The organism is Aeromonas sp. sif0611 (genome assembly GCF_019218845.1).
GTDB lineage: Bacteria > Pseudomonadota > Gammaproteobacteria > Enterobacterales > Aeromonadaceae > Aeromonas > Aeromonas media.
On the sequence record NZ_JAHUWU010000002.1, the window covers coordinates 355084 to 370600 of the forward strand.

A 15517-nucleotide genomic window follows, 5' to 3' on the forward strand; every position below is an offset into this window, starting at 1 on the left:
TCACTCCCGTCATAAGCGTCGGGAGAGCAGGGCATAATAGAGCAAGGGTATCACCACCAGGGTGAGCAGAGTGGAGACCAGGATCCCGAAAATCAGGCTGATGGCCAGTCCGTTGAAGATGGGATCATCGAGGATGAACAGGGCCCCGATCATCGCCGCCAGCGCCGTCAGCATGATGGGTTTGGCCCGCACCTGCGCCGCCGCAATCACCGCCTGTTCGAACACCACGCCACTCGCCCGCTGCTGCTCGATAAAGTCCACCAGCAGGATGCTGTTGCGTACGATGATCCCGGCCAGGGCGATCATCCCGATCATCGAGGTGGCGGTGAACTGGGCCCCCAGCAGGGCGTGGCCCGGCATCACTCCGATGAGGGTGAGTGGAATGGGGGCCATGATGATGAGCGGCACCAGATAGGAGCGGAACTGGGCAACCACCAGCAGGTAGATGAGGATCATCCCCACCCCGTAGGCTAGCCCCATGTCGCGGAAGGTCTCGTAGGTGATTTTCCACTCCCCGTCCCACAACAGCGCCACCTCTCCCAGTTTGTCGGGCTGCTGCACGTAATACTGGGGCAGGTCTATGTCGGCACCGGCGGCAAACATGCCGTAGAGCGGGCTGTCGGCATGGCCGCCCATGTCGGCCACCACCATCACCATGGGCTGCATGTTCTTGTGCATGATATAGCTGGGAGCCACCTCATCGCGGCGACTCACCAGCTCGGATACCCGGATGAGCTGGCCGCTCTGGCTGCGCACCTTGAGGGCTAGTACGCCCGCCAGATCCCGCTTGTCGCCGGGAGCGAGCTCGATGCGCACTGGCACCGGATACTTGGCGCCATGACCCTGCAGCCAGCTGGCATCCTGATAGCCCACGCCGCCATTGAGGGTGGTCACCAGGTCGCCGAGATCGACTCCGAGCAGGGCCGCCTTGCTGCGATCCACCACCAGCCGCCACTTGGGCTGCGGGTCGGTCAGATAGATGTCGACATCCACCAGATCCGCGGTGGCCACAAAACGGGCCTCTACGGCGCGCGCCGCCGCTTCACGGGCTGCAGGCGTCGGGCCATACACTTCCGCGACGATGGGTGACCAGACCGGCGGGCCGGGGGGCACCTCCACGACTTTCAGGTTGCCCCCTGCCGCGCTGGCGATGGCCTGCAGCGGCGCCCGAACCGACTGGGCAATCTGGTGACTGCTGCGATCCCGCTCATGCTTGTCCATCAGATTGACCTGAATATCCCCCACGTTGGCGCCGCTGCGGATAAAGTAGTGGCGCACCAGCCCGTTGAAGTTGATGGGGGCCGCACTGCCGGCGTAGATCTGGTAATCCGTCACCTCCTCCACCTTGGCAAGCTCCCGCCCGACCGCCAGCAGGGTGCGCTCGGTCTGCTCCAGGGTCGCCCCCTCCGGCATGTCGAGCACCAGCTGGAATTCCGACTTGTTGTCGAAGGGGAGCATCTTGAGCACCACCCACTGCACCACTGGCATGGCGGTAGCCGCCCCGACCAGCAGCAACACCACCAGCCAGAGCTTGCGTCTGGCACGCTTGGCGCCGTCACCGATCAGGAAAGGGGTCATCAGCCGGTGAAAGAGGCCAGCCTTGGCCTCGCCGTGGGCACCGTGTACCTCCCCCTTGAGCAAATGGCTCGCCAGCCAGGGTGAGAAGATAAAGGCCACCAGCAGGGAGATGAGCATCCCCATGCTGGCATTGATGGGGATGGGGCTCATGTAGGGGCCCATCAGGCCGCTGACAAAGGCCATCGGCAGCAGTGCCGCGATGACGGTCAGGGTCGCCAGTATGGTCGGCCCCCCCACCTCGTCCACCGCCCCCGGAATAAGATCCTTGAGCGCCCCCTTGCCCAGACCGCGATGGCGGTGGATGTTCTCCACCACGACTATGGCGTCATCCACCAGAATGCCGATGGAGAAGATCAGCGCAAACAGCGACACCCGGTTGAGAGTAAAGCCCCAGGCCCAGCTGGCAAATAGGGTCAGCGCCAGGGTGATGACGATGGCAACGCCCACCACCAGCGCCTCGCGCCAGCCCATGCTCACCAGCACCAGCAGCACCACCGCCGTGGTGGCAAAAATCAGCTTGCCGATGAGGGTGTTGGATTTGGTCTCGGCGGTGACGCCGTAGTCACGGGTCACCGTCACCTCGACCCCGGCAGGGATCAGCCGGTTCTGCAAACTCTCGACCCGCGCCTCCACTCGCTTGGCCACCTCGACCGCGTTCTGGCCGGGCTGCTTGCCGATGGCCAGTGTCACCGCCGGATAACTGGCCTGTCCTATCCCCATCCAGCTGCGTTTGGTCGGAGTCTCCTGACCCAGAGAGACCCTGGCCACCTCCCCCAGATAGACCGGCTTGCCGTCGTGCAGCCCCACCACCAGCTCGCGGGCCTCCTGCTCGCTTTGCAGGAACTGCCCCACCTGCACCTTGATCTCACTGTTGTTTTGCTCGATGGCCTGTGTTGTGCCCACCTGATTGGCGGCCGCCAGTCGCTGACTCAGCTCGCCCCAGCTGATGCCGTGGGCGCTGAGGGCCGCCGGATCCGGCATCACCCGCAGCACGGCGCTCTGGCTGCCCAGCGTGTAGATATCTCGGGTGCCGGGAATCCGCTTGAGTTCGGTCTCCAGCTCATGGGCGACCCGGGTCAGTTCGGGAGCGCCCAGTTGCTTGCTCCCCTCTTTGTTCCACTCTTTGCTCCATAAGGTCAGACTGACGATGGGGACATCATCGATCCCCCTCGGTTTCACCAGCGGCTGACCGACCCCGATCCCCTGTGGCAACCAGTCGCGGTGGGAATCGAGCTGGTTGTTGAGATCGACAATGGCCTGCTCGCGGCTCACCCCCACCTTGAACACCACCACCAGCAGGGCGCCATCGGGTTGGGAAAAAGAGTAGAGGGTATCGATTCCCTTTATCTGGGAGACCACCTGCTCGGCAGGGGTGGTGACGAGAGACTCCACTTCAGCCGGGCTGGCTCCCGGAAAGGGGATATAGACATCGGCGAAGGTAACATCGATCTGCGGCTCCTCCTCCTTGGGGGTCACCAGCACCGCAAACAGACCGAGCAGTAGCCCCACCAGCGCCAGCAGCGGGGTGATGGCCGAGCCCTGAAACAGCGCCGCCAGCCGACCGGCGGGCCCCAGCCTCTCCCTGTTGCCGTCCAGCTCGCTACTCATGGGCCGCCTCCTGCTGCTGTGCCCAGGCATCGGGGGCCAGCGTGTCACCGGCTTGCAGCCCGGCCAGGATCTCGCACTGCTCCGCCAGGCAGTGACCGACCCGCACCGGCGTCAGGGCCCAGCCAGCGGGCTGCTGCAGATAGACGCCGTTGAACTCCCCTTGCCGCAGCAGGGCACGTACCGGCACCTGCAACACCAGACGCTCACCCTGCTTGAGCTGCACCTTGAGCCACATGCCGGGCAATACCCCGGCGGTGTGCGGCGGCAAGTCGAGGCGCAACCTGAAGGCGTGGCTCTGGCTGTCGGCATAGTTGAAGCGGGTCAGTTTGGCGGGGGTAACGGTCTTGCCATCCGGCAGCAGCACCTGCACATCCGCAGGTTGACCGGCGAGGGTGAGCGCGGATTGGGGCAATTCCACCTCCACTCGCAATTCGTCAAGGGAGAAGCCCGACAGCAGCGGCGTACCCGGGGCCACCGTCTCCCCCAACTCCACCAGCCGTTTGGTCACCACACCGGCGTAGGGGGCCAGAATGCGGGTATAACCGTAAGCCTCGCGGGCCTGAGTGAGGGCCGCATCGGCCGCATTGACCTCGGCGCGGGCGGCGCGATCGGAGGCCTCGGCATTGTCGAGCTGGGCGCGGGTGATCACCCCCTTGGCGATCAACGCCTGAAAGCGGGCGAGCTGGCGCTCTGCCTCCACCTGCTGGGCCTGCGCCCGGGCCAGCCGCGCCTCGGCCCCCGTGACGGCGGCAAACTGCTCCTTGCCGCTGATCTCCAGCAACGGTTGCCCCGCCACCACCTCGTCGTTCACATCCACCAGCATGCGGGAGACCCGGCCGCTGGTCTGGGCCGCCACCGTCCCCTGATGGATGGCGCTGACGGTGCCATCCAGCGTGAACCAGTCGGTCACCGGCTGTGGCGCCACTGTCAGCAAGGGCTCTGTCTGCGGGGGCTCTGTCAGTGGAGCAATAGGCTCCCCGTCTGCGGCCAGGGCCTGGGTGGATGTCATGGCCTGCGATGTCATCACCAACAAGGTGATCCCCAGCAACCGGATCTTTTCCATCATCACTCTCCTTCCCTGGCGTCATCAGTCACTTCACGGGATCAGGCGGTATGGGGCTGGCGAGCCTTGTTCCATGCGTAAACCAGCACCCGGTCGACCAGCAAGATCCCGGCCACCATGGCCGCTATAAACAACATTATCATGGGCTGCCCGCTGGAAATGAGACTCAAGGCTGGCCCCGGGCAAATGCCCACCAGACCCCAGCCGATGCCAAACAGCGCGGCCCCGCCGATCAGGCGGCGATCCAGCCTGGGGGTGGGGACGGCGACGATGGGATCTCCCAGCAGACTCTGGCGGCGGGGTTTCACCAGCAGAAAATAACCCGGCATAAAGACCAGCAGGGCGCCTCCCATCACGAAGGCGAGGCTGGGATCCCAGGCCCCGGCCAGATCGAGAAAACCGGTGACCCGGGCGGGATCCACCATGCCGGAGATGGCCATCCCCAGCCCGAACAGCAGGCCCGCAAACAAACTTGTCAGCAACTTCATGGCGATCAGCTCCTTACAGCAGATGATGAGTGACGAAGACGGTGATGAAGCCTGCCGCCATAAAGATCAGGGTGGCGACGATGGAACGCAGGGAGAGCCGCCCAATGCCGCAAATACCGTGACCGCTGGTACAGCCATTGCCAAGACGGGTACCGATACCGACCAGCAGACCGGCCAGCAGCACAACGGGCCAGCCGGGCAGCGTGGTGAATGCAGGCATGCTGGCCCAGCCCAGGGTCAACGCCAGCCAGGCGCCCGCCCCGAGCCCCAGCAAAAACAGCACCCGCCAGGGCGCCCGGTGTTGCAGCGCACCGGCCAGAATGCCGCTGATCCCGGCAACCCTGCCGTTGAACAACATCAGGATCAGGGCCGACAGCCCCGCCAGCATGCCGCCGCCCAAAGAGAGCAGCCATTGGCTTTCCATCATCAAGATTCCTTATTTTCTGAGTGACAAAAATGGGTTTGCAGCGCCGCCAGCACATCGGCGACCGCCTCGCTCACCAGGGAGTAGTAGATCTGCTGGGAGACTTTGCGCGAACGGATAAGGCCCTGGCGCTTCAATACCGACAGTTGCTGGGAGAAGGCCGACTGCCCGAGCTGGCTGTGGGCCAACAGCTCCCCGACCCCCTTCTCCCCCTCCACCAGCTGGCAGAGCACCATCAGGCGCTCAGGGTGGGCCAACGCCTTGAGCAGGGAGGCGGCTGCTGTCGCATGTCTGTGCATCTCGTCGAATGGGCTCATAAGCATAAATTAGCAATTGCTGATATTTAGTCTATTGTATAAATCAACACTAAATTAGCAACCACTAAATAACCAGAAAAGAGGAGAGACACATGACAGTCGATAACGGAGTCAGAGTGGTCGCAGGCTGCATCTTGCTGCTGTCGCTGCTGCTCACTGCCTGGGTCCACCCGGGCTTCGTCTGGCTGAGCGTCTTTGTCGGGGTCAACCTGATACAGAGTGCGTTCACCGGCTTCTGCCCCGCCGCCATGATCCTGAAGCGCATGGGCATGAAATAGCCCAGACCGGACGATGAAAACGAGGGAGCTGTGGCTCCCTCGTGGTAAAACCCCATTTTGTTTCAATATGTTGCTGTCAGAGCCCCAGGGTTTACCCCAGTTGCCACATCGGCTACCATGTCGCCTCTTTATCACTAGCGGAGACCATCGGTGGGCAACTCATCAAGTGACAGATGCACGCCGACCCTCATCGTCGGCACCTCGGTCGCGAGCTAGCCGCAGAGTCCCTCTGCCGCAACTCGCAGCCCTGCGAGAAGCGGAAATCTACTCCCCTCTTCTCTTTTTACACTTGACGTCGGGTGACCCTGGCCAACCGCCACGGGCGCCTTGCCTGCATAGTTTCTGCTTCCCACAAGGAGGCTGCTATGCGTTTTATCTCAATCAAACCGGCTGCGGATCGCGCGGTCGCAACAGGTTCCGTTGCTACCCGGGCTCATCCCCTGCTGAGCAAGCTCGGCCTTGGCATGCTGCCACGCTGGCTGGGCGGCAAACCGCGCCAGCACCACTACCGGCTGCAGATCCGCTGCGAGGATCGCGCCGATCTGGAGCAGGTATTGGAGATGGTGAGCCACACCCTGCAACCGGCCGGGCTGCACCCCATGCAGTCCATGACACCGGGTCGCAGTGGCGGGCGTGAGCTGGTGCTCAACCTGCAGTGCACCCCGCCCCAGCGCCGCTATCTGGTGCAATTTGTCCATCAGGTCGGGGCAGACCATCCGGTACGCTGGGAACTGCGTCCGCGCCGCGGCGGCGATCCCGAGCGCACCTGACGGCGCTCACCTTGCCCACGCGGTAATCCGGGTCATCGGCACTATCGGGGGCCGGCCAGGCAGGCTCCCTTCCCCCTTGGCGTACCCGGAGCCAGAGCCAAGGGGCATTCGAACCGCGTCCCAGCGTGCATTTTTCATGCAGGCCTGTCGCACGCACATCCTTGCGATTCATCCGCCATCTCACCTGGCGTGCCATCATGGATTGCGCGAGGCCATCACTGATCAGAAGGAGTACCCCATGAGAATGTGGCAACAACTCGATTTTCTCGCCCTGCTCGACACCCTCGCCAGTCTGTTGCTCGCCTTCGTGCTGGGCAGCCTGGTCGGACTGGAGCGTCAGTACCGACAGCGTACCGCCGGCCTTCGCACCAACGTGCTGGTCGCCGTGGGAGCTGCCCTGTTCGTCAACCTGGCCCAACGAATCTATGACCTGTACGGCGGCAGCTACGGAGTGGTGCACGTGGTGGCCTACATCGTCTCCGGCATCGGCTTTCTCGGTGCCGGCGTCATCATGCGCGAATCGGGCAACATCCGCGGCATCAACACCGCCGCCACCCTGTGGGGCGTGGCGGCGGTCGGGGCGGCCAGCGGCGCCGGATTCGCCATGGAGGCGGTGCTCGGTGCCCTGTTCGTGCTGGCCGCCAACACCCTGCTTCGCCCTCTGGTCAATCAGATCAACCGTCATCCGGTGGACAATACCGACACCGAGGTGACTTACCGCGTCACGGCGCTCATCCGCCGCACTCATCAGAAGGAGGTGCTGCCCTGGCTTGAGCAGAAGCTGGAGCAGGCCAACTACCCCCTGAGCGAGCTGGATATCGAGCCGTTCGGGGACCAGGACATCGAGATCTCGGCGGTGCTGCTCGCCACCTCCATCGACGGCGACGAGCTGGACGCCTTGATGAAGACGCTGGGAGAGCATCCCCGCATCAAGCAGATCTTCTGGCGTGCCAGCACCACGGATTGAAGGGTGCAGCCCCGCCATGTCGGCCAACAAAAAGCCCCGCCAGGATTGGCGGGGCTTTTTCATATGGGATGGGCGAAGCGGCGTGACTAGTGGCGACTGCGCCAGCGCACCCGGGGGGTGATCACCTGGGCGGTCTGTGCAGGAGGGTTACCCGCAATCAGCTGCTGCATCAGTTCGAAGGCAGCGCGGGCCAGCGCCGGACAATCCTGCGCCACCGAGTCGATGCGCATGGGAATGCAGTCAAGCAGGTCGTGATCGTCGAAGGTACAGAGCCGCATCCCCGTCTCCATCAACCCCGCCTCATTGAGGTAGCGCAGCACCCCTTCCAGCAGGGTGAAGGAGGCGGTGAAGAGCCCGCGGGGCGGTGCGCCGAGCTCGGCTACCAGCTCGGCCATCAGCTGATAACCTGAGCTCGGCTGATAGTCTCTATGGCGCACCCGGGCCGGGTCTGCCTCCAGTCCGGCACGGTGCAGCCCCAGCTCATACCCCGCCAGCCGGTGACGGCTGGGGGAGAGATCCAGCAAGCCGCCGAAGTAGTAGATCTCGGCGCCGCACTCGCTCGCCATGTCCCGCACCAGTTCGGCGGTGGCCTTGCAGGCATCCGAGATCACCATGGGCAGGCGCGACTCGCCGATGTGACGGTCGAGCTGTACCACCGGCAGGCGGTCGTGAATGCGGGCATAGATGTCATCGCTGTGGCCGCTGGAGGCAACAATCAGCCCATCCACCTGACGGCTGATCAGGTTGTCCACCACCCGCTGCTCGAGGGCGGGATCATCCTCGGAGCAGGCGATCAGCAACTGGATGCCCGCCTCCCGGCAGTGGGCCTCGAGGGCGCGCGCTATGCTGGCAAACCCGAAGTTGGTGAGATCGGGGATCACCAGGCCCCAGGTGTAACTGCGGGTCTCGCGCAGGGAGCGGGCGTGAAAGCTCGGCAGGTAGTGACACTCGTCCGCCACCGCCTGAATGCGCTTGCGGGTATCGTCGGCGATCCGGTACTCCGCACTCTTGCCGTTGAGCACCAGACTGGCGGTCGCCTTGGACACCCCCGCCAGTTCGGCTATCTGGGCAATCGTGATCCGTTTCTTCTTCTCCACCTGGCCTCCCGGCTGACTAGAACCGGGCTATTGTACTAGGCAGGCCGCCAGCGGCCAGTGATCAAGGCAAATTTTGCAGCCATCATCGCCGTTACCCGATGAAAGTTGCGGCTTTTCTCCGGGGAAGTAGCGCGCAGACAGGCTCTGGCGACCGTCATCGATGAAACACTCCAGACTGGAGCGATCGCACAGCACGGTGATCCGCCCGCCAGCCCATGGGCTGCTGCGGGTCTCCCACTCCCCGCTCTGCCAGTTCTGGCGCCGCAAATTGATACGCCCCGGCTGCCACACCAGTTCGGCCACGGCGCCGAACCAGAGGCTCCCCTCGCCGCACAGATCCAGATCGAGCCAGGCCGAGTCGATGGCCAGCCCCGGAAACTCGCCGAGCGTCCCCTCGAAACGGGTCCGCTCTCCCTTGAGCGCCTCAAGCTCCGCCACCGGCCGCTGGCAGAGCCACTCATCTTGCCAGAACAGCTCCCGCGGGCAGCTCATCTGGTGCAGCCAGCCATAGGGGATGGTGGGCTGGCTCATCTCGTTCTCCTCCGGCAGCCCCAGCCAGCCGAACAAGAGGCGACGCCCCTGACTGTCTTGGGTGGTTTGCGGCGCATAGAACTCGAAGCCCCTGTCCAGCTCGTGGAAATCCCCGTGGGCGAAGTGCGTGCCATCGAAGCTGCCCGCCAGCCAGCCGCACTGATAGAGGTTGCGATAATCCTCTCCCACCGGGGCAATCCCCTGCGGGCAGCTGATCAGCACATGGCGCTCACCAAGCGCAAACAGATCCGGGCACTCCCACATATAACCAAACTCACCGAGACCGCCGCGCCCGCTGCCGGCGATGGGGCCCACTAGTTGCCACTCCTCCAGGGTGTCACCGCGATAGAGCAGCACCTCGCCCTTGTCGTCCAGGGTGCGCGCTCCCAGCACCATCAGCCACTGCTGGCCGTCGTGCCACACCTTGGGGTCTCGCACATGGCCGCTGTAGCCTTGCGGCAAATCGAGCACAGGCCCCAGCTTGGCAAAGCCGCCCTCACCGTCGGCGCGGGCCAGACACTGATAGGCGGTGCGGCTACCATCCGGGTATTTGACGTTGCCGGTGTAGACGAGGGTCAGGCACCCCTGCTCGTCGCTCACCGCCGAGCCGGAATAGCAGCCGTGGCTCTCATAGGCTTCGGTGGGCAGGAGCGCCATCGGCTCGTGCTGCCAGTGCAGCAGATCGGTGGAGCTGACGTGGCCCCAGCCCTTGTTGCGATGCTCGCAGCCAAGCGGATTCCACTGGTAGAAGAGGTGATAGCGCCCGTCGTGCTCGATAAAGCCGTTGGGATCGTTGAGCAGCCCCACTGGAGCTGCCAGGTGCCAGCGGGGCCGATGGGGATCGGCCGCCGCCTTGAGCTGTCCGGCCAGCAGTGACCGGACAACCTGGTTGAGAAAATGGCTTTCCTTCATCACTCCACCTTGTACTTGAGCAGGTAGGAGGCGACGAAGGCGGCACCGAAGGCGATCACCAGCCCGATGACGTAGTGGATGAGGCTCATGGGCTGGACGATGGCCATGCCGGGGATGCCAGTCAGACCCACCGCCGTCATGCCCACCTTGGCGGCCACCACGTAGGCACCGCCGCAGGCCCCGCCGAACAGACCGGCCAGGAAGGGTTTGATGTAGCGCAGGTTGACGCCAAAGATCGCCGCTTCCGTGATGCCGAGCAGGCAGGACATGGCCGCCGGCACGGTAATGGCCTTGATCTTCACATCGCGGGTCTTGAAGTAGACTGCCAGGCAGGCCCCGCCCTGGGCCACGTTGGCCATGGCCCAGATGGGCAGCAGGAAGTTGACGCCTATGGCCGGATTGGTGAGCAGCCCCGCCTCGATAGCGTGGAAGCTGTGATGGATGCCGGTGATGACAATCAGCGAATAAGTGCCGCCAAACACCAGCCCCGCCAGCCAGCCCGCCTGCTCATAGAGGGCGCTCAGACCGAAGGAGATGCCATCCCCCAACACGCGCCCGGCGGGGCCGATGAAGAGCAGCGCCACGAAGCCGGTGATGATGACGGTCAAGAACGGGGTGAGGATCAGATCCAGGGCGTCCGGAATGCGCTTGCGCAGCTGTTTCTCTAGGTGCGACATGAACCAGACCGCCAGCAGCACCGGGAAGACGGTGCCCTGATAGCCGATCATGGCCACATCCAGCCCGAAGAAGTCCATGGTCTTGAAGCCGCCCGCCACGCCCCAGGCGTTGGTCAGGGCCGGGTGGGTCAGAATGCCCCCCAGCGTTGCCCCGAGGTAGGGGTTGCCGCCAAACTCCCGCGCCGCGGTAAAGCCGATCAGGATCGGCAGTATGATAAAGGCCGCCGAGCTGAACATGTCGAGCATGACGAACAGCGCGCTGTCGGCATTGACCCAGCCGTAGGTGCGCACCATGCCGAGCAGCCCCATCAGCAGACCCGAGGCGACGATGGCTGGAATGATGGGGACGAAGATGTTGGAGAGGGTCCGCGCCAGGCGCTGGGCCACGTTGAGCTTGGCCGTCGCCATGTCGGTCAACTCCGCCTTGCTGGCGGTGCCTGTACCGGTCAACGCCACAAACTCCGCATAGACCTTGTTGACCAGACCGGTGCCGAAGATCACCTGAATTTGACCCGCGTTGCTGAAGCACCCCTTGACCCCGTCCAGCTTGTCGATGGCGGCCTTGTTCACCTTGCTGTCGTCCGCCAGCACCAGCCGCAGCCGGGTGGCGCAGTGGGCGGCACTGACGATGTTCTCACTGCCCCCGAGCAGGGGCACCAGATCCTTGGCTATCGCACTGATATTCATATTATTCCTCTTATGACCCGCCAGTTGGCGGGCCCTTGTCATATGAGATTAAGGGCTGTCGAGCTGCGGTTCTAGCCGCAGATCAACGGCCGCTTGCGCTCGATCGCGCCCAATAGCAAAAATTCATCCAGCTGGGTGCGGGTGGGCAGCGCCGTCATGGCCCCCTTGGCGGTGGTGGCGAGCGCCCCGCAGCCGTGGGCCTGAGCCAGGATGGCGGGCAGCTCGACCAGCGTCGGCAGCGACGAACGCCCGGCCAGCGCCGCCAGGAGACCGGCGACAAAGGCATCCCCCGCCCCCGTGGTGTCGAGCGGGGTCACCTTGGGCCCCATCCACTCCAGCAACTCGCCATCCAAACGGGCCACCACACCGGCCGCCCCCCGGGTCACCAGCACCAGGGCGGGCCCTTGTATGGTGGCCAAGCCCGCGGCCAGATCGTCCAGACCGCTCAGCAGTTGCAGCTCCTCCACCGAGAGCTTGACCACGTCCGCCAGGGCGATGGCTTCGCGCACCACGGGCAGCATCTCGGCCGGGTTGCCCCACACTTCGGGCCTCAGGTTGGGGTCGAAGCAGACCCGCCCGCCAGCCGCCTTGATGGCCGCCATGGCCTGCCGGCAGCTGCCGCGCACCGGCTCGTTGGCCAGGGCGATGGAGCAGGTCAGCAGCCACTGCCCGGCCTGGAAGACCGGCAGATCGGCGGGGCTCAGGAACTGATCGGCACTGGGGCGCACCATGAAGGTGAAGCTGCGCTCACCCTCGTCATCGAGCGCAACCAGCACTGTGCTGGTGCGATGGGCCGGATCCTGGGTCAGATGACGGATATCGACGCCCTCCGCCACCAGGGTCTCGGCCATAAAGCGGCCAAACGGATCGGCGCCGACCCGGCCGATAAAGGCCGCATCGCCACCAAGCCGTGCCACCCCGACCGCCACATTGGCGGGCGCACCGCCCGGACACTTGAGGTAGTGCACCTCCCCTTCCGGGATAAGATCCACCACCGCATCCCCCATTACCCACACACGATTCGTCACCTTGCTACTCCACTGCTGCACAGGATTTGCCAGAGCCGGGCTCTGTTCTCTTGGTCGGCATTATCAGCTAAACCGTTTTAGCTAACCAACAGATCCCGGCACCTGCTGCCATTTTTGTGATCGGGATAACGAACTAGAACCAGGTTTCCATCTGCACGCCAAAGTTCCACTCACCACCGGCGGTGAAATCGCTCTGGCCCATGGCGTCGTCGCTGGCGTAGCTGTCGAGCTCGGAGGACCAGTCCATCCAGGTGGCGAATACCCGCAACTCGGGCCGCTCGAAGAAGCCGGCGGTCTGCGCCTTGAAGGTGGGCGCGAAGGTGAGCTTGGTGAAGTTGCCGCTCACCGCCTGACGTCCCTTGTAGCCCTTGGGATCCAGGTCCATATACTGCCAGGCGGCCTCGTAGACCAGCTCCACGTTCTGGCTCAGCACCTGGGCCAGGCGGCCATTGAGGGTCACCCAGCGGTACTCGTCCCCCTTCACGTAACGATCCTGGCTCTGCTCCGCCAGCAGGGCCGGGGCGACACGCCAGCGCGGAGCAAGATCGGTTGCACCGAACACTGCCAGGCGCACCGCATCGGCGTCCGCCAGCAACTCGCTGTCGGAGCCCAGCCCCTTGAGCTCGGCCCCCAGGCCATGACCGTAGAGCACCGCCGCCTTGGAGAAGCCGGGGTTGATGCCAAAGAAGCTGTCGGCGTGGTAGGCCACCAGGGTGTGCGCCCCCTTGTTCGCCGCCTCGCTGCCAACGCCGCCGTCGTTGATGCGCGCCTCGTTGTCCTTGGCGGAGAGGCCGTTCAGCATCCACTGCCAGTTGCCGAAGCGGCTGTTCATGGTGAGGATGTAGCTCTCTATGTCCGAGAGGCCGCTCTCGCTGATGTCGCCGTAGTCGCGCCCGTAGAGGGAGAAGTTCGCCTTCCAGCTGTCGGCCAGCTGCACGTCGTAGACACCGCCACCGGTCCCGGCCAGGAAGACCACGTCCGAGTCGAGCCAGTGGATGTCGAAGTTGTCCCGATCGAAGCGCTTGCCCGCCCAGAGCACCGAGTGCTGGAAGGGGCCGCTGAAGCTCGCCAGGTCGCCGATCTCGGCAAACACCTGGCGGGTGTTGAGGCTGGAATCGCTGGCGGTCCAGTCGTTGCTGGTCTCCACCCCGTCCGCCAGCATCAGCTTGTAGCGGGCCCAGCTGCCATCGTCGAAGGTCTGGGTCTTCAGCAGGTTGGCCTCCATGTAGGTGTCATCCTCGTTGCCAAGGCGACCCACGGCCCCGCCCACAGAGCCGGCTGGCGTCACGTAGGGACCGCCGCGCCCGCCGTTGCCGTTGCTGTTGACCAGCAGGCCGGAGCGGGCGTAGCCGTGAAACTCGAAGCCCTGGGCACCGGCGGTCTGCTTGTCCACCTTCTCGCTCTGGGCCTTGGCCACCACGGCTGTCTCCCGGGCCTCGCTCGCCTTGCTCTGGGCCTCATCTGCCCGCGCTTCGGCGGCGGCGGCGCGGGACTCTGCCGCCTGCACTCGCGCCTCCAGCGCAGCCATACGCGCCTCTATACCGCCCTCGGCCGCCCACAGCGGGCTGCTCATCCCCAATCCCAGCGCTACCGCCAGCGCCAACTTGCTCTTGAACATCGTCATCTTCCTCACCTGTCATCTGCCGCCCGTCCGGGCGCTGTTGTTATGAACGAACAGAGAATAGCTAAACCGCTTTAGCCAACTCAATATGCCAGCTAAACCGTTTCAGCCACTTGTGATCAGCGTAACGTTTGCACAGGGAAAACCGACGGGAGTTGTGAGGAGGATCCCTCATCGGGATCCACTCAATAGGGCGGATCCGGGGCAAATTGCAGGCAAAAAGAAAGCCGGCACTGAAGGCCGGCTTGGGTCACGCGGGTCGCGGTTACTTGGTCAGGTCGTCGAAGAAGCGTTTCACCCCTTCGAAGAAGCCTTCGGATTTCGGCTTGTGAGTCTTGGCGGCGGCACCGCTGAAGGACTCGTCCAGCTGGCGCAGCAGATCTTTCTGGGTCTCGGTCAGCTTGACCGGAGTCTCGATCACCACCTTGCACATCAGATCCCCGACCTGGCCGGAGCGTACGGACTTGACGCCCTTGCCCCGCAGGCGGAACAGCTTGCCGGTCTGGGTTTCCGCCGTGACCTTGAGCTTGACCCGGCCATCCAGGGTCGGCACTTCGATCTCGCCGCCCAGCGCCGCAGTGGTGAAGCTGATGGGCACCTCGCAGTAGAGATCGTTGCCGTCACGCACGAAGATCTCGTGCTCCTTCACGTGGACCTGTACGTAGAGATCCCCGGCCGGTGCACCGGCCTCCCCCGCTTCCCCTTCGCCGGAGAGACGGATGCGATCCCCGGTGTCGACGCCCGCCGGGATCTTCACCGACAGTGTCTTGGTCTTCTGGTAGCGCCCTTCCCCATGGCACTTGCGGCACGGATCCTTGATGATCTTGCCGCGACCGTGACAGTGGGGGCAGGCCTGCTGCACCGCGAAGAAGCCCTGGCGCATCTGTACCTGACCTGAGCCGTGGCAGGTCGGGCAGGTATGGGCCTGGCTGCCGGTGTGTGCACCGGACCCGTTGCACACCTCGCAGTGGACCTGGCTCGGGATCTTGATCTCCTTGGAGACCCCGCGCACCGCCTCTTCCAGCGTCAACTCCATGTTGTAGCGCAGGTCGGAGCCACGGGCCGGGCCGCGACGACCACCGCCACGACCGCCGAAGATGTCACCAAACACATCGCCGAAGATGTCACCGAAATCGGCACCACCGCCGAAGCCGCCATGGCCGCCGCCCTGGCTCTGATCCACGCCGGCATGACCGTACTGGTCATAGCGGGCACGCAGGTTCTCGTCGGTCAGGACCTCGTAGGCTTCCTTGACCTCTTTGAACTTCTCTTCCGATGCGGCATCACCCTGATTGCGATCCGGGTGATACTTCATCGCCAGACGCTTGTACGCCTTCTTGATCTCGCGCTCGTCGGCACCTTTCGATACCCCGAGCACTTCGTAGAAATCGCGCTTCGACATACTCATCCTGTTCTACTTGAGCCGTTATGCAGACGGGCGTTGGTTACCCAACGCCCGTGAAATCATTGA

At 64.2% G+C, this 15517-nt stretch carries 14 protein-coding genes; 3 read left to right on the forward strand and 11 right to left on the reverse strand.

The window, feature by feature from the left end; all coding sequences use genetic code 11:
- Positions 1–9: 9 nt before the first annotated feature.
- Genes KW824_RS06535 through KW824_RS06555 form a run of 5 tightly spaced genes read right to left on the reverse strand, consistent with a single transcriptional unit; the run spans position 10 to position 5478 of the window.
- The gene (locus KW824_RS06535) at positions 10–3186 is read right to left on the reverse strand and encodes an efflux RND transporter permease subunit (RefSeq protein WP_218409323.1); all 3177 of its coding nucleotides are present in this window, start codon (positions 3184–3186) and stop codon (positions 10–12) included.
- Positions 3179–4249 carry an efflux RND transporter periplasmic adaptor subunit gene (locus KW824_RS06540; RefSeq protein ID WP_218409614.1) on the reverse strand — a complete coding sequence of 357 codons (1071 nt, stop codon included), beginning with the start codon at positions 4247–4249 and terminating at the stop codon, positions 3179–3181. The genes KW824_RS06535 and KW824_RS06540 overlap by 8 nt, the downstream gene beginning before the upstream one ends.
- A gap of 41 nt (positions 4250–4290) precedes the next feature.
- A complete protein-coding gene (locus tag KW824_RS06545; protein WP_218409324.1) occupies positions 4291–4737 on the reverse strand; it encodes a YeeE/YedE family protein in 447 nt (148 codons plus the stop codon).
- A 13-nt stretch (positions 4738–4750) separates the two neighbouring features.
- Positions 4751–5164: a YeeE/YedE family protein gene (locus tag KW824_RS06550; protein WP_043132509.1), complete on the reverse strand. Its 414-nt coding sequence runs from the start codon at positions 5162–5164 to the stop codon at positions 4751–4753.
- Positions 5164–5478, reverse strand: coding sequence for a helix-turn-helix transcriptional regulator (locus KW824_RS06555; protein WP_218409325.1), 315 nt, complete (start codon positions 5476–5478; stop codon positions 5164–5166). The genes KW824_RS06550 and KW824_RS06555 overlap by 1 nt, the downstream gene beginning before the upstream one ends.
- Before the next feature lie 92 nt (positions 5479–5570).
- Between KW824_RS06555 and KW824_RS06560 the strand changes: the two genes are divergently transcribed.
- The 3 genes from KW824_RS06560 (at position 5571) to KW824_RS06570 (ending at position 7493) form a co-directional block, all read left to right on the forward strand.
- A complete protein-coding gene (locus KW824_RS06560) occupies positions 5571–5756 on the forward strand; it encodes a DUF2892 domain-containing protein (protein ID WP_043132505.1) in 186 nt (61 codons plus the stop codon).
- Between the two features lie 365 nt (positions 5757–6121).
- Positions 6122–6526 (forward strand): hypothetical protein, encoded by a 405-nt coding sequence (locus KW824_RS06565; RefSeq protein WP_139751149.1) that lies wholly within the window; start codon positions 6122–6124, stop codon positions 6524–6526.
- A gap of 238 nt (positions 6527–6764) precedes the next feature.
- Positions 6765–7493 carry an MgtC/SapB family protein gene (locus tag KW824_RS06570; protein ID WP_042649827.1) on the forward strand — a complete coding sequence of 243 codons (729 nt, stop codon included), beginning with the start codon at positions 6765–6767 and terminating at the stop codon, positions 7491–7493.
- 86 nt (positions 7494–7579) lie between these two features.
- On the opposite strand, the gene KW824_RS06575 is transcribed toward KW824_RS06570, so the two are convergent.
- The 6 genes from KW824_RS06575 to dnaJ form a co-directional block, all read right to left on the reverse strand.
- Positions 7580–8590 (reverse strand): substrate-binding domain-containing protein, encoded by a 1011-nt coding sequence (locus KW824_RS06575; protein ID WP_218409326.1) that lies wholly within the window; start codon positions 8588–8590, stop codon positions 7580–7582.
- A gap of 27 nt (positions 8591–8617) precedes the next feature.
- Complete coding sequence (locus KW824_RS06580; protein ID WP_218409327.1) at positions 8618–10033, reverse strand: sucrose-6-phosphate hydrolase; 1416 nt, start codon at positions 10031–10033, stop codon at positions 8618–8620.
- Positions 10033–11397, reverse strand: a complete 1365-nt coding sequence (locus KW824_RS06585) for a sucrose-specific PTS transporter subunit IIBC (RefSeq protein ID WP_218409328.1) — start codon at positions 11395–11397, stop codon at positions 10033–10035. Before KW824_RS06585 ends, KW824_RS06580 begins: the two co-directional genes overlap by 1 nt.
- A gap of 71 nt (positions 11398–11468) precedes the next feature.
- Positions 11469–12446 (reverse strand): aminoimidazole riboside kinase, encoded by a 978-nt coding sequence (locus KW824_RS06590; RefSeq protein WP_218409329.1) that lies wholly within the window; start codon positions 12444–12446, stop codon positions 11469–11471.
- Between the two features lie 112 nt (positions 12447–12558).
- The gene (locus tag KW824_RS06595) at positions 12559–14049 is read right to left on the reverse strand and encodes a carbohydrate porin (protein ID WP_218409330.1); all 1491 of its coding nucleotides are present in this window, start codon (positions 14047–14049) and stop codon (positions 12559–12561) included.
- Positions 14050–14311: 262 nt separating this feature from the next.
- Complete coding sequence (dnaJ, locus tag KW824_RS06600) at positions 14312–15448, reverse strand: molecular chaperone DnaJ (protein WP_005330311.1); 1137 nt, start codon at positions 15446–15448, stop codon at positions 14312–14314.
- Positions 15449–15517: the final 69 nt, after the last annotated feature.

Excerpts from the sequence above, each read along its gene's own strand:
- KW824_RS06535 (WP_218409323.1), bottom strand. The coding sequence starts at position 3,186 with ATGAGTAGCGAGCTGGACGGCAACAGGGAGAGGCTGGGGCCCGCCGGT.
- KW824_RS06540 (WP_218409614.1), bottom strand. The coding sequence starts at position 4,249 with ATGGAAAAGATCCGGTTGCTGGGGATCACCTTGTTGGTGATGACATCG.
- KW824_RS06545 (WP_218409324.1), bottom strand. The coding sequence starts at position 4,737 with ATGAAGTTGCTGACAAGTTTGTTTGCGGGCCTGCTGTTCGGGCTGGGG.
- KW824_RS06550 (WP_043132509.1), bottom strand. The coding sequence starts at position 5,164 with ATGATGGAAAGCCAATGGCTGCTCTCTTTGGGCGGCGGCATGCTGGCG.
- KW824_RS06555 (WP_218409325.1), bottom strand. The coding sequence starts at position 5,478 with ATGAGCCCATTCGACGAGATGCACAGACATGCGACAGCAGCCGCCTCC.
- KW824_RS06560 (WP_043132505.1), top strand. The coding sequence starts at position 5,571 with ATGACAGTCGATAACGGAGTCAGAGTGGTCGCAGGCTGCATCTTGCTG.
- KW824_RS06565 (WP_139751149.1), top strand. The coding sequence starts at position 6,122 with ATGCGTTTTATCTCAATCAAACCGGCTGCGGATCGCGCGGTCGCAACA.
- KW824_RS06570 (WP_042649827.1), top strand. The coding sequence starts at position 6,765 with ATGAGAATGTGGCAACAACTCGATTTTCTCGCCCTGCTCGACACCCTC.
- KW824_RS06580 (WP_218409327.1), bottom strand. The coding sequence starts at position 10,033 with ATGAAGGAAAGCCATTTTCTCAACCAGGTTGTCCGGTCACTGCTGGCC.
- KW824_RS06585 (WP_218409328.1), bottom strand. The coding sequence starts at position 11,397 with ATGAATATCAGTGCGATAGCCAAGGATCTGGTGCCCCTGCTCGGGGGC.
- KW824_RS06595 (WP_218409330.1), bottom strand. The coding sequence starts at position 14,049 with ATGACGATGTTCAAGAGCAAGTTGGCGCTGGCGGTAGCGCTGGGATTG.
- dnaJ (WP_005330311.1), bottom strand. The coding sequence starts at position 15,448 with ATGTCGAAGCGCGATTTCTACGAAGTGCTCGGGGTATCGAAAGGTGCC.